The organism is Metapseudomonas phytobenefica (assembly GCF_043392685.1).
GTDB lineage: Bacteria > Pseudomonadota > Gammaproteobacteria > Pseudomonadales > Pseudomonadaceae > Metapseudomonas.
Window position 1 is genome coordinate 42,824 of sequence record NZ_JBHZGM010000033.1, and the last position, 12,962, is coordinate 55,785.

At 65.4% G+C, this 12,962-nt stretch carries 10 protein-coding genes; 1 reads left to right on the forward strand and 9 read right to left on the reverse strand.

Going from position 1 to position 12,962, the window contains the following annotated elements:
* The 9 genes from ACFW0B_RS21550 to glnE form a co-directional block, all read right to left on the reverse strand.
* Positions 1 to 1,458, reverse strand: a complete 1,458-nt coding sequence (locus tag ACFW0B_RS21550; protein WP_449151011.1) for a lipopolysaccharide kinase InaA family protein — start codon at positions 1,456 to 1,458, stop codon at positions 1 to 3.
* Positions 1,455 to 2,210, reverse strand: coding sequence for a lipopolysaccharide kinase InaA family protein (locus ACFW0B_RS21555; protein WP_449151012.1), 756 nt, complete (start codon positions 2,208 to 2,210; stop codon positions 1,455 to 1,457). Before ACFW0B_RS21555 ends, ACFW0B_RS21550 begins: the two co-directional genes overlap by 4 nt.
* Positions 2,207 to 2,944 (reverse strand): lipopolysaccharide kinase InaA family protein, encoded by a 738-nt coding sequence (locus ACFW0B_RS21560; protein ID WP_449151013.1) that lies wholly within the window; start codon positions 2,942 to 2,944, stop codon positions 2,207 to 2,209. Before ACFW0B_RS21560 ends, ACFW0B_RS21555 begins: the two co-directional genes overlap by 4 nt.
* Positions 2,941 to 3,756: a lipopolysaccharide core heptose(I) kinase RfaP gene (rfaP, locus tag ACFW0B_RS21565; RefSeq protein WP_449151014.1), complete on the reverse strand. Its 816-nt coding sequence runs from the start codon at positions 3,754 to 3,756 to the stop codon at positions 2,941 to 2,943. Before rfaP ends, ACFW0B_RS21560 begins: the two co-directional genes overlap by 4 nt.
* Positions 3,753 to 4,874: a glycosyltransferase family 4 protein gene (locus ACFW0B_RS21570; protein WP_449151015.1), complete on the reverse strand. Its 1,122-nt coding sequence runs from the start codon at positions 4,872 to 4,874 to the stop codon at positions 3,753 to 3,755. The genes rfaP and ACFW0B_RS21570 overlap by 4 nt, the downstream gene beginning before the upstream one ends.
* Positions 4,874 to 5,935 carry a lipopolysaccharide heptosyltransferase I gene (waaC, locus tag ACFW0B_RS21575; protein WP_449151016.1) on the reverse strand — a complete coding sequence of 354 codons (1,062 nt, stop codon included), beginning with the start codon at positions 5,933 to 5,935 and terminating at the stop codon, positions 4,874 to 4,876. Before waaC ends, ACFW0B_RS21570 begins: the two co-directional genes overlap by 1 nt.
* Positions 5,936 to 6,979, reverse strand: a complete 1,044-nt coding sequence (gene waaF / locus ACFW0B_RS21580; protein ID WP_449151017.1) for a lipopolysaccharide heptosyltransferase II — start codon at positions 6,977 to 6,979, stop codon at positions 5,936 to 5,938.
* 94 nt (positions 6,980 to 7,073) lie between these two features.
* Complete coding sequence (locus tag ACFW0B_RS21585; protein WP_449151018.1) at positions 7,074 to 7,997, reverse strand: branched-chain amino acid transaminase; 924 nt, start codon at positions 7,995 to 7,997, stop codon at positions 7,074 to 7,076.
* A 42-nt stretch (positions 7,998 to 8,039) separates the two neighbouring features.
* Positions 8,040 to 10,973, reverse strand: coding sequence for a bifunctional [glutamate--ammonia ligase]-adenylyl-L-tyrosine phosphorylase/[glutamate--ammonia-ligase] adenylyltransferase (gene glnE / locus ACFW0B_RS21590; protein WP_449151019.1), 2,934 nt, complete (start codon positions 10,971 to 10,973; stop codon positions 8,040 to 8,042).
* 280 nt (positions 10,974 to 11,253) lie between these two features.
* Between glnE and aceE the strand changes: the two genes are divergently transcribed.
* Positions 11,254 to 12,962, forward strand: a 1,709-nt coding sequence (gene aceE, locus ACFW0B_RS21595) for a pyruvate dehydrogenase (acetyl-transferring), homodimeric type (RefSeq protein WP_449151020.1), incomplete at its 3' end; no start/stop codon positions are given.

The following is a 12,962-nucleotide window of genomic DNA, read 5'->3' on the forward strand; positions in this document are numbered from 1 at the left end:
TTAGCCTCTTTCAGGGCAGGTGCCCGGCACCTGCGGTAATCGTTTATCCAGTAGCTGGTGCAGCGTCGATTCGGCCGGCCAGTTCCGCAAGAAACGCGCGCGGTCGCGGGCATAGGCCCGGGCGAAGCTGCGTTCGCTGCGATGCTGGCAAACGGCATCGAGGTCGATCAGGGTCCAGCGGCCGTCCTGCCAGAACAGGTTGTAGCCCTTGAAATCGCCATGGCTGATGCGCTCGCGGATCAGCGCGGCGAACAGGCGATCGAGGGCCTGGAGCTCGGCTTCAGGTGGTGCACCAGCCCCATCCGGGTCGTCCAGATAGGGTTGAAAACGCGCGATTATATCTTGCCCGGAGAGATATTCGGTAATCAGGTAGGAGCGGCTGCGCAGCCAGAGGAAACGCCGTTCGATCACGGCCAGCGGACGCGGCGTGGCAATGCCGAGGAACTCGAGGCGATTGCCTTCGCGCCAACTGTGCCAGGCGCGGCTCGGACGCCAGAAACGCGTCAGCCAGTGCACCAGCCCCTTGATGTTGTAACGCTTGACCAGCAACTTGCGGCCACCGTGGGTAACCTCGGCCACCGTCGCGGTGGCGCCTTCCTTCAGCGAGCGCCCCTGCTCCAGCGCAGCATCCGGCGCCTGCAGCAATCCCTCCAGGCCTGCTTCAGCTTCGCGACGGACCGCGCGCAGGCCGAATGCGCCGTCAGTCACGCTGAACAGGCTGCAATCGCGGGTGATCTTCTTCATGTAGTCGCCAAGGCGCCAGCGCCGCATCCGGGCGATTTCCTTTTCCAGCGCCTCCAGCGGCAGGGCGTGCTCGCCATTGACCAGCAGGTATTGCACCAGCAGTTCTTCCAGGAAGGGGTCCAGCTCCGCCGGCAACTGGGCGAAGAAAACCCCCAGGTTGGCCATGACCTTGTCGCGCGGCAGCGGGCTTCCGGGCGTTTCGGCGCGGATGCCGCCACCGTCGATTACCTGCAGCTTGCCGCCGTGGCGGAGCAGGTTGTCCAGGTGCAGGTCTTCCTGGGCGAGGCCCACCAGATGCAGGCGTGCGATGGCGCCAAGGGCCTCGCCCAGCACTTCCTGCTGGCCGTCGGACAACGGTGCATCAGATTCGACCTTGCGCCAGGCATCCCAGAGGCTTTCCGCCGATTCCAGGTACTCGAACAGCAACCAGCCGCCCAGCCCCGCCTGATAGCCCTCGCCCAGCAACGCCGGGGAATCGATGCCCTGCCCATACAGGGCGCGCGTGCCGGCAAGCTCGCGCTGGAAGTGCCGCTCGGCCTTGCCGCCGACCAGCAGCTTGGCCAACACCTTACGCCCCTGCCACAGGGCCACGCCGACGTAGCGCTGCCCGGGCAGCACCCGCAGCAGGCTCTGCAGCTCGAGTCCGCCAGCCACGTCGAGCTGAACGGGAAGTTGCGGGGTACGCCCCGCGCGGGCAAGTTCGGCCAGGGTCATCGCGCACCTTCCTTGCTGCGGCGGCGGCTGGCCAGACGCGCCAGCCAGTCGTTGACCTGCGCCGAATCCTGCGGACGTTGCAGGTAGCCGGCCAGCAGCTCGCGCACTTCGGCCTCGCCCCAGGCGTCGGCCCTACGCACCAGGGTTTCCAGGTCCTTGACCCGGTCCCTGCGCCCCAGCAGCAATGGCCGGGTCTTCTCCAGGTCGATCAGGCAGGCCTCGTAACCGGACGGGGTTTCCCGCAGGAAGACGTGTTTGGGATAGAAGCAACCGTGCACCTGCCCCGCAGCGTGGAGGCGCCGGGCGAGTCCTGCTACCGCCTCGATGATCGCCGAGCGTTGTCCGGCGCTCATCCCGCCCCACTGCTCAAACGTGGCAGCCAGCTCGCGCCAGCCGTCCAGGGCGCGGGAAACCAGGATCGCGCGACGCTCCCCGCCGACCAGCCGGGTGCCGAAGAACGCGGCCTGCAGAGCCGGAACCCCCAACGCCTCGTAGCGCCGGATATTGCGGAACTCGCGAGCGAAGGTCGGCTCGCCGAAGGGCCTGAGCACGCTGCGACTGAGGAAGTTGCTCTGACGCTTGAGGTAGTAGGCCGCATCGCCCAGATCCAGGCGGAACACGCTGCTCCAGCCGCCGCGGCCGGTATTGGGTTCGTCCACCGCTTCCAGGTGCAATGCCCAGAGCGAGTCGAAACTGTCCAGTCCATGACGGGCGAGGATTTCGCGATCCTCCGCCGCGATGAAGTCGCTCATTCGCGTCCCTCGAAAAACTTGAGGATCTGCCGCACCCGACGCTTGTCGCCGTCCTGCAGGCGCGTTTGATCCCGATATTGCAGGTAGAAGCGCAGGCGCTGGCTGCGGCTGAGATGGTACTTGGCAACCTTGTCCAGGCAGGCCAGGTCCTTGATGACCCGGTATTGCAGGAACGGCCCCCACCAGAAGGCGCCGGTCGGGCAGTCGATCAGGAACAGCTCGCCCGCCTCATTCACCAGCAGGTTGCGCCACTTCAGGTCGTTGTGGGCGAAGTGGTGCTGGTGCAGGCAGCGGGTGGCCTTCGCCAATTGCCGGCTGACATTGTCGACCCAGCGCGGATCGGCCAGGCGCGGATCGCCGTTCCTGGCCATTTCCGCCAGGTCAACAGTACCCTTGAGCTCCCGGGTGATCAGGGCGCCACGGTGGAAGGCGCCGCCACTACGCTCCTGCCCCCAGCCCACCACGGGGGCGGTAGGAATACCCCATTTGGCGAAGTACCTGAGGTTCTGCCATTCGGCCTTGACCCGTGGCCGGCCGAACCAGCGGCGCAAGCCCTTGCCCGCCCCCCAGTAGCGCTTGACGTAGTAGCGCACCCCACGGTGCTCCACCCGCAGCACTTCGGACAATGGATCGCCGGTGATCCAGTCGCCTTGCAGGGCGAAGACCTTGTCCAGATCGGCGAACAGCTCGGCAACCCCTGCGTCCAGCCCCTCAGCCAGTTTCCATTGGCTCACGCCTCCCCTCCCCCGGCGTATTTGCGCTCATAGCGCGAGAGCAGGCGCGCGGCCTTCTGCTCGAGCCAGGCCAGCAGGCCGATTTCTTCCTTGAGCACCTGGCGCAGCGGCTGGCGGAAGTAGGCCTTGAGGAAGCGCAGCTTGTCGCGCCGGGTCAGGCCGATGTTCAGCGCCGAGAAATACAGCCCGGCCAGGTCCTTGTCGCGCCAGCGCCTGGGCGTGGCTGCGCGGGTCTGCGCACGATGCAGGTCGATCAGCGACAGCCTGAAGTCATCGGCGGTTACCGGCCGGTCCGTGTGCAGCAGGAAGTGGCAGATGTAGCAGTCACGGTGGTTGACCCCGGCACGGTGCATGGTGCCGGTCATGCGCGCGACTTCGTCGATCAGCGCCCACTTCAACCGCACCGGCGGCGGATTGCGCGGCCAGTCGACGCAGAAATCCTCGAGGCTGATGGTGGGCGCCAGCTCTTCGGTGATGATGAAGGAGTGCTGGCTGGCCGGATTGCAGCCGCGCTCGCCGAAGGCCACGGCGGTCATGGTGGGCACGCCCGCCTCGTGCAGGCGCTGGATCGCCGCCCACTCCTGGCCGGCGCCCAGCACCGGCGCCTTGGCGGTGAGCAGGTTCTTGACGATCTCGCCCCAGCCGATGCCGCGATGGATCTTGACGAAATACCCCTCGCCATCCACCTCGGTGCGCAGGGTTCGACGCCCTTCCAGCTCGCGGTAGACCTCGCCTTTGAGCGCTTCTACCTCGACAAAGGCGTCGCGTCCGGCCCAGAGGCGCTCGAACGGGGGCTTCAGGACAAGCTTCATGGGCGCTCCGCGAGGATCACGTCCGCCGCGTGCTGCGGCATGCTGTAGAGGTCGGCGCTGTCGGCGAAGGCCAGGCCGTTGGCGCTCCAGCGCGCGCGGGCGGCGGCGTCGGCGAGCATGCCGGCCAGTGTCTGGTTGAGTGCGTCCTGCTCGAAGGGACTGGGCAGCACGCGGCCGCTGTCGGCTTCGGCGATGTAATGCGCGTAACCGCAGACGTCGGTGACCAGCACCGGCAGGCCGGCCACCAGGGCCTCGAGCAGCACAGTGCCGGTGTTTTCGTTGTAGGCGGGATGGATCAGCAGGTCGGCGCCCAGCAGGAAGCGCGGGATGTCGCTGCGCCCCTTGAGGATGTCCACCTGATCGGAGATGCCCAGGGCCTTCATCTGCAGCAGGAATGGCTTGGGATCGTCCTGGCCGATGACGATCAGCCGGGTGCGTTTCTTCAGCTCGCGGGGCAGCGCGGCCACGGCCTTGAGGCTGCGGTCCAGGCCCTTGGTCTTGAAGCCCGAACCGATCTGCACCAGCAGCAGGTCGTCGTCGCCCAGCTTGAACTCATGGCGGAACTCGGCGCGGATGTCAGCAGCGTTGGCCGGTGCGCGGCGATCCGCAGCGATGCCCGGCGGCAGCAGGTGGAAGCGCCTGGACGGCGTCGCGTAATGCCTGACGAACAGCGGCTGCTGCACCTCGGAAATCATCAGCACTTCAGTCTTCGACTCGGGCGCGAACACCGCGCGCTCGTAGTCGGAGAAGTGCTTGTAACGGCCCCAGCGGCGATAGAGGCCGTTGCGCAGGGTCTGCGCCTTGTCCTCGAAGCAGGGATCGGCGGCGTAGTAGACATCCAGGCCCGGCATCTTGTTGAAGCCGACCACACGGTCCACCGGACGGCGCGCCAGGTCGGCCTCGACCCAGGCGGTGAATTTCTCGTTGCGCTTGTGGTTGAACAGCGCCTTGACCGGAGCGATCAGGACTTCGAAGCCTTCTGGAACTTCACCTTCCCAGATCATGGTGTAGACACGAACGGCATGCCCACGGCGCTGGCACTCCAGGGCGATTCGCATGAAATCACGTTGCAGGCCGCCGAAGGGGAAGTACTTGTAGAGCACGAATGCCAGTTGCATCAGTGAATATCCTCGGTCAGCAGCAGGGCTTCCAGCTGGGTCGCCACGCGCTGCGGATTCAGCCGGGTGAAGCACAGTGGCCGTTCGCGGTCCAGGTCGAACAGGCGCAGGTCCTCCGCCGTCGGCTTGTAGGCGCAGGTCTTCTTCAGGCACGGCGCACAGGGAAAGTCGCTGCCCAGATGGATCTGCGAGCGCCCATAGGCCCCGGTGAAACCCGGATTGGTCGGGCCGTAGAGCGACAGGGTCGGCACGTCCAGCGCAGCCGCCAGATGGCCCAGACCGGTGTCCACCGCCACACAGGCACGCGCACCGGCTACCACCTTGGCCATTCCCGCCAGGGATAACCTGGGGAGTACCGCGGCCTTTTCCAAGCCTTCGGCGATGCGTTCGGCGCGCGCCTTCTCGGTCGGATTGCCCCAGGGCAGGCGCACGTGCCAGCCGTGGTCGCAGGCCCGTTCGGCAAGTTCGCGCCAGTATTGCTCCGGCCAGTGCTTGGTCTCCCAGGTGGTGCCATGGAGGAACAGCAGGTAGGGCGCACCGCTCGGGGCGTCGGCCAGTTGCGCACGGTTCAGGCCGTAGTTGCCCACGCCCTCCGGCAGCGGATAATCCAGGGCCTGGGCGAACAGTTGGCGTATGCGCTCGACGGCGTGCTGCCCCCAGGCCACCGGGTAGCGGCGGTCGTAGAAGCGGCTGGCCAGCGGCTCGCGGGCGGAATCGCGATCCAGGCCGACCACCGGCGCTTTGGTGTAGCGCGTCAGCAGGGCGCTTTTCAGCAGGCCCTGGGCGTCGATCACCAGGTCGTAGCGGCCTTCCCGCAGGCGGCGCTTGAAGCGACGCCACTCGCCGCTGCGAAGGGTTTGCCAGAGGTTCTTGCGCCAGCGGCGGATGGCCACCGGGATCACATGTGCCACTGCCGGGTGCCAGGCGGGAATCTCGGCGAATCCTTCCTCGACTACCCAGTCGAACTGGATGTCGGGAATCGCCCGCGCCGCATCGGTCAGCGCCGGCAGGGTATGAATGACATCGCCCAGGGAAGAGGTCTTGATCAGCAATACCCGCACTCAGCGACTCTCCACCAGTTCGAGCGGGTCCGGCGCCAGGCGGTCCAGGGCGTCGACCACCGGGCGCGGCTTGAGCTCGCGCAGGCAGTTGTAGTGGCCGAAGCGGCAGGTGCGCTCGAAGCAGGGGCTGCATTCCAGGCCAAGGCGGACGATTTCAACCTGCTCGGCCAGCGGCGGGGTGAACTGCGGTGAGGTCGAGCCGTAGACGGCGACCAGCGGGCGCCCCAGCGCGGCGGCCACGTGCATCAGCCCGGAGTCGTTGGACACCACGGCGCCGGCGCAGGACATCAGGTCGATGGCTTCGGCCAGGCTGGTCTCGCCGGCCAGGTTCACCGCTTCCTCGCGCAAACCCGGAATCAGCCGCATGCGGATGTCTTCGCCGCCGGGATGGTCGTTCTTCGAACCGAACAGCCAGACCTGCCAGCCGGCGCGTATCTTCAGCTCGGCCACCTTGGCATAGTGCTCAGCGGGCCAGCGCTTGGCCTCGCCGAACTCCGCCCCGGGGCAGAGCGCCAGCACGGGGCGGTCGAGGCCCAGACCAAACTTGACCAGGGCTGTTTCACGGCTGGCCGGGTCGATCCGCAGCGACGGCCGCGGGTAGGGCTTGGGCAGATCCGCATCGGGCTCGAAGGCCAGCGCCATGAAGCGCTCGATCATCAGCGGGTAGCGCTGTTTGTCGAGGACGCGAATGTCGTTCAGCAGGCCATAGCGCATCTCTCCCTTCCAGCCGGTGCGCTTGGGAATATCGGCAAACCAGGGCACCAGCGCCGACTTCAGCGAGTTGGGCAGGAGGATCGCCTGATCGTACCGCCCCACCAGGGACTTGCCGATCTTGCGCCGGCTGGCGATGTCCAGCACGCCATGGCCGATGGGGAAACTCAGCGCCTGGCGCACTTCGGGCATGCGTTCGAGGATGGGCCGGCTCCATTCAGGAGCCAGCACGTCGATCTCGCAGTCGGGATGGCGGGTCTTCAGGCACTGGAAGAGTGTCTGCGCCATCACCATGTCGCCGACCCAGGAGGGTCCTACGATCAGAATTTTCATAAAGGGCAGCTTCAAGCCTCAAGCGACAAGCCGCAAGCTCCAAGCAGTGGGTACCACTTGCAGCTTGCGGCTTGCCGCGTTCAGCTCAGTCGGTTTACTTGACCAGGGTACGCCACTCGGCGTGAGCGGAAGTCTTGCCGGTCACCAGGTCGAAGTAGGCTTTTTGAAGCTTCTCGGTCACCGGACCACGGCGGCCGATGCCGATCTTGCGGCCATCCACTTCGCGGATCGGGGTGACTTCAGCGGCGGTACCGGTGAAGAAGGCCTCGTCAGCGATGTACACCTCGTCGCGGGTGATGCGCTTTTCCACCACCTTGATGCCCAGCTCGCCTGCCAGGGTCAGGACGGTGCTACGGGTGATGCCGTTCAGGCAGGAGGTCACTTCCGGGGTGTAGACCACGCCGTCCTTGACCAGGAAGATGTTCTCGCCCGAGCCCTCGGCCACGTAGCCTTCCGGGTCCAGCAGCATGGCTTCGTCAGCACCGCCGGAGATGGCTTCCTGCAGGGCCAGCATCGAGTTGATGTAGTTGCCGTTGGCCTTGGCGCGGGTCATGGAGATGTTGACGTGGTGGCGGGTGAAGGAGCTGGTACGCACCTTGATGCCGTTCACCAGGGCCTCTTCGCCCATGTAGGCGCCCCAGTGCCAGGCGGCGACGATCACGTGGACCTTCAGGCCGGAGGCGCGCAGACCCATGCCTTCGCTGCCGAAGAACACCATCGGGCGCAGGTAGGCGCTGTCCAAACCGTTTTCACGGACCGCGGCGCGCTGGGCTTCGTTGATCTCATCCTTGGAGAACGGAATCTCCATATTGAAGATGTGAGCCGAGTCGAACAGGCGGTCGGTGTGGGCCTGCAGACGGAAGATGGCGGTGCCGCCCGGGGTGTTGTAGGCGCGCACGCCTTCGAACACGCCCATGCCGTAATGCAGGGTGTGGGTCAGGACGTGGGTGGTTGCTTCGCGCCACGGCACCAGTTCGCCGTCATACCAGATCACGCCATCACGATCGGCCATCGACATATTGCCAGCTCCTCAAGAATTCGATTGGTTCAGCCAGTCGGGTCAGTTCAGGCCCAACTCGCGCCAGATCCGCATCACGCCTTGGCGCTCTGCATGGAACTGATCCCCGCTCACCACACCGGGCTGCTTCTGCAGGGCTTGGCGGTGAGCCGCTGAACGATAGGCTTTATAGGCTTCCTGCAGCAGGCGTACGTCGTCGCCGGACAGCAGTTTCGCCTGCTCCAGGCCATCCAGAATCCGGATGTTATCGGTGTAACGCACCAGCTCGGGGTGCTGTCGCGACCAGGCCAGGGCCGCATATTGCACCATAAATTCGATATCGACGATACCGCCCGCATCCTGCTTCAGATCGAAGGCCGCCGCGGCCTCGAAGGCATTGGCAGCAGTGCCGGCAGCGGTTTCGCGAGTGCCGAGGTTATCGCGCATCTTGGCGCGCATCTCGCTCACCTCGGCTCGCAGCTTGGGCAGATCGCGCTCGCGGCCGAGCACCGCCAGGCGCACCTGTTCGAAGGCTGCGGTCACCCGCGGCGATCCCACCAGCACCCGCGCACGCACCAGCGCCTGGTGCTCCCAGGTCCAGGCCTCGTTCTCCTGATAACGCTGGAATGCGCCGAGTGAACTGACCAGCAGCCCCGCTGCGCCGGACGGACGCAAGCGCATGTCGACGTCATACAGGGCACCGGAGGTGGTCTGGGTGGTCAGCAGGTGGATGATGCGCTGCCCAAGGCGAGTGAAGAACTGCGCGCCATCGATGGGCTTGGCGCCATCGGTTTCGGCCTGGGGGTCGCCATCGTGGATGAACACCAGATCCAGGTCGGAGCCGTGACCGAACTCCAGACCGCCCACCTTGCCGTAGCCGACGATGACGAAATCCGGGTTGCACAGACTGCCATCGACGCGCTTGGGCGCACCGTACTTGGCCACGGTCTGGCGCCAGGACAGCGCCAGCACCTGGTCGAGGATCGCCTCGGCCAGCCAGGTCAGGTAGTCGCTCACCTTCATCAGGGGCAAGGTGCCGGCGATTTCCGAGGCGGCTACACGAAGGCTGTGGGCCAGCTTGAAATGGCGCAGGGCCTCCATCTGCTGTTCCAGGTCGTCCTCGGGAATGCGCGTCAGGCGCTCGCGCAACTCGGCCGCCAGCTCCGGCGCCAGCGGCGGACGATAGAGTCGCCCCTCATTGAGCAGTTCGTCCAGCAGCAGCGGGAAGCGGGTGATCTGCTCGGCGACCCAGGGGCTGGCGGCGCAAAGCTCGATCAGGCGCTGCAGGGCGCCGGGATTCTCGGTCAGCAGCACCAGATAGGCGGAGCGCCGCGCCACCCTTTCCACCATGGGCAGGACCCTTTCCAGCACCAGGTCGGGATTGCGGTGTTCCACGGTGAGATTCAGCAGCCGCGGAATGAAGGCATCCAGCCGCTCACGGCCGAGGCGCTGCATGGCGCGCACCTGGGGGCCATGGCGCAGGTCGGTGAGGCGGCGCCAGGCAACCGACGGCTCGACGAAGCCGGCTTCTCCGAGCTGGCGGCAGGCGGACTCCTCATCCAGCGCCTCCTCCCAGAGCGGCAGCCATTCGCCACCGCTGCTACCTGCGCCGTCGCTGCCTTCTTCTTCATCCGGGTCGGCGATCACCTGCTGGAAGTGCCATTCGACACGTCCGCGCCAGTACATCAGGCGTTCGAGGAAGGCCGCCCAGTCATCGAAGCCCATGATGAAGGCCACGCGGGCGCGGTCCAGGTCGTCGTCCGGCAGCATCTGGGTCTGACGGTCGGCGATGGCCTGCAGGGCGTGTTCGGTGTAGCGGAGGAATTCGTAGCCCTCCTTCAATTCCGCCACCACGGGCGGCGGCAGGTACCCCTGGCCTGCGAGGGTATCCAGCACGGAGAGCAGAGGGCGCTGCTGCAGGCTGAGGTCACGGCCACCGTGAATCAGCTGGAAGGCCTGGGCGATGAACTCCACCTCGCGAATGCCGCCGGAGCCGAGCTTGACGTTCTCGGTCATGCCCTTGCGCCGCACTTCCTGCTGGATCAGCTGCTTCATCGAACGCAGCGCCTCGATGGCAGAGAAGTCCAGGTAGCGGCGATAGACGAAGGGACGCAGCATCTGCAGCAACTGGGCGCCGGCGGCCTGGTCGCCGCCCACCACCCGCGCCTTGATCATGGCGTAGCGTTCCCAGTCGCGCCCCTGGTCCTGGTAGTACTGCTCCAGGGCATTGAAGCTGAACACCAGCGGCCCCGAAGAGCCGTAAGGACGCAGGCGCATGTCCACGCGGAAGACGAAGCCGTCCACCGTGATGACGTCCAGCGCCTTGATCAGCCGCTGGCCAAGGCGAGTGAAGAATTCCTGGTTATCCAGGGCTCGCTTGGCGCCTTCGGTCTCGCCCCCTTCGGGGTAGCCGAAGATCAGGTCGATGTCCGAGGACAGGTTCAGTTCATGGGCGCCCAGCTTGCCCATGCCCAGCACCACCAGATGCTGGGGCTGGCCGGAACGCCGGCCGATGGGGGTGCCGAACTGGGTGCAATGGCGGCTATAGAGCCAGTGGTAGGCGAGGTCGATGCAGGCATCTGCCAGATCGGACAGGTCGCGGCAGGTTTCCGCGAGATCGGCCTGCCGGGTCAGGTCGCGCCAGATGATGCGCAGCTGCTGGCGGTTGCGATAGCGGCGCAGGCGATGGCCGAGGTCATCTTCTTCTATGCAGTCGTCCAGCAGTTCCGCGATCTGGGCGCGCAACTCGTCGGGCGCCAGTGACCGCTCCAGTTCACCGGAAGCAGCCAGCGCCAGCAGCATCGCCGGATCGCGCTGGGCCTGCTCCGCGACGAAATCGCTGGCGGCTGTGACTCGACTGAAGGCCTGCTGCCGTTCGTCGGGCCAGTTTTCGAAGTCCTGATGCTGTTCGGAGAGGGAAATGCGGAAGGCAGACAGCGCCCGATCGGCACTGGGCTGAAGGTTGGCCGGCAGGGCGGCCAGCGACGGCAGGCTCATGGTCTATCCTTTTTGGGCTGCGGACCCAGGCTGGTTTTGCAGCTGGCGCAGCGGTGCCGGAAAGGCTCTAGAACGGGGATTTCAGCCGACCGCACCGCAAATTCTGTAGTTTTACTACGAAAGATTGTATCCAGAGTGCTGAAACCTTCGTCGATTTGTAGTAAAACTACACGAGCCCGGTTCTACCCCCGGTAACAAGAATTTCGCCGCGGCCGCCCCACAAGGCCGGCCGTGACCACTGGCATCCGATTCTGGAAGCCTTTCCGCCCTGGAGCAAGCCATGCAAGACCTCGATCCCGTCGAAACCCAGGAATGGCTGGATTCCCTGGAGTCCGTACTCGACAAAGAAGGCGAAGACCGCGCGCACTACCTGCTGACCCGCATGGGTGAGCTGGCTACCCGCAGCGGCACGCAACTGCCCTACGCCACCACCACCCCGTACCGCAACACCATTCCGGTGACCCACGAAGCGCGTATGCCCGGCGACCTGTTCATGGAACGCCGCATCCGCTCGATGGTTCGCTGGAACGCGCTGGCGATGGTGATGCGCACCAACCTGAACGACCCGGATCTGGGCGGTCACATCTCCAGCTTCGCTTCCTCGGCAACTCTCTACGACATCGGCTTCAACTATTTCTTCCAGGCGCCCACCGAAGAACACGGCGGCGACCTGATCTTCTATCAAGGCCACGCCTCCCCCGGCATCTACGCCCGCGCCTTCATGGAAGGCCGCATCAGCGAAGAGCAGATGGTCAACTTCCGCCAGGAAGTGGACGGCAAGGGCCTGTCCTCCTATCCGCACCCCTGGCTGATGCCGGACTTCTGGCAGTTCCCCACCGTGTCCATGGGCCTCGGCCCGATCCAGGCGATCTACCAGGCGCGCTTCATGAAGTACCTGGAAAGCCGCGGCTTCATTCCCGCCGGCAAGCAGAAGGTCTGGTGCTTCATGGGTGACGGCGAGTGCGACGAGCCGGAATCCCTCGGTGCCATTTCCCTGGCCGGCCGCGAGAAGCTGGACAACCTGATCTTCGTCATCAACTGCAACCTGCAGCGCCTCGACGGCCCGGTTCGCGGCAACGGCAAGATCATCCAGGAACTGGAAGGCGTCTTCCGTGGCGCCCAGTGGAACGTGAACAAGGTGGTCTGGGGCCGCTTCTGGGATCCGCTGTTCGCCAAGGACACCCACGGCGCCCTGCAGCGTCGCATGGACGAAGTGGTCGACGGCGAATACCAGAACTACAAGGCCAAGGACGGTGCCTACGTCCGTGAGCACTTCTTCAACACCCCGGAACTCAAGGAGATGGTCAAGGACCTGTCCGACGACGAGATCTGGAAGCTCAACCGTGGCGGCCACGACCCCTACAAGGTCTATGCGGCCTACCACCAGGCGGTCAACCACAAGGGCCAGCCCACCGTCATCCTGGCCAAGACCATCAAGGGTTACGGCACCGGTGCGGGCGAAGCGAAGAACACCGCCCACAACACCAAGAAGGTCGACGTCGAGAGCCTGAAGCAGTTCCGCGACCGCTTCGACATTCCGGTCAACGACGCAGACCTGGAAAAGCTGCCGTTCTTCCGTCCGCAGGAAGGCAGCGCCGAGTACAAGTACCTGCACGAGCGCCGCGCCGCCCTGGGTGGCTACGTGCCGCAGCGCCGCGTCAACAGCTTCAGCATCCCGACCCCGCCGCTGGACACCCTCAAGGCCATCCTCGACGGCTCGGGCGACCGTGAAATCTCCACCACCATGGCCTTCGTGCGCGTCCTCGCGCAACTGGTCAAGGACAAGGAACTGGGCCAGCGTATCGTCCCGATCATCCCGGACGAAGCCCGTACCTTCGGTATGGAAGGCATGTTCCGCCAGTTGGGCATCTACTCGTCCGTGGGCCAGCTCTACGAGCCGGTCGACAAGGACCAGGTGATGTTCTACCGCGAGGACAAGAAGGGCCAGATCCTCGAGGAAGGCATCAACGAAGCGGGCGCCATGTCCTC

Excerpts from the sequence above, each read along its gene's own strand:
- ACFW0B_RS21570 (WP_449151015.1), bottom strand. The coding sequence starts at position 4,874 with ATGCAACTGGCATTCGTGCTCTACAAGTACTTCCCCTTCGGCGGCCTG.
- ACFW0B_RS21550 (WP_449151011.1), bottom strand. The coding sequence starts at position 1,458 with ATGACCCTGGCCGAACTTGCCCGCGCGGGGCGTACCCCGCAACTTCCC.
- rfaP (WP_449151014.1), bottom strand. The coding sequence starts at position 3,756 with ATGAAGCTTGTCCTGAAGCCCCCGTTCGAGCGCCTCTGGGCCGGACGC.
- glnE (WP_449151019.1), bottom strand. The coding sequence starts at position 10,973 with ATGAGCCTGCCGTCGCTGGCCGCCCTGCCGGCCAACCTTCAGCCCAGT.
- waaF (WP_449151017.1), bottom strand. The coding sequence starts at position 6,979 with ATGAAAATTCTGATCGTAGGACCCTCCTGGGTCGGCGACATGGTGATG.
- ACFW0B_RS21585 (WP_449151018.1), bottom strand. The coding sequence starts at position 7,997 with ATGTCGATGGCCGATCGTGATGGCGTGATCTGGTATGACGGCGAACTG.
- ACFW0B_RS21555 (WP_449151012.1), bottom strand. The coding sequence starts at position 2,210 with ATGAGCGACTTCATCGCGGCGGAGGATCGCGAAATCCTCGCCCGTCAT.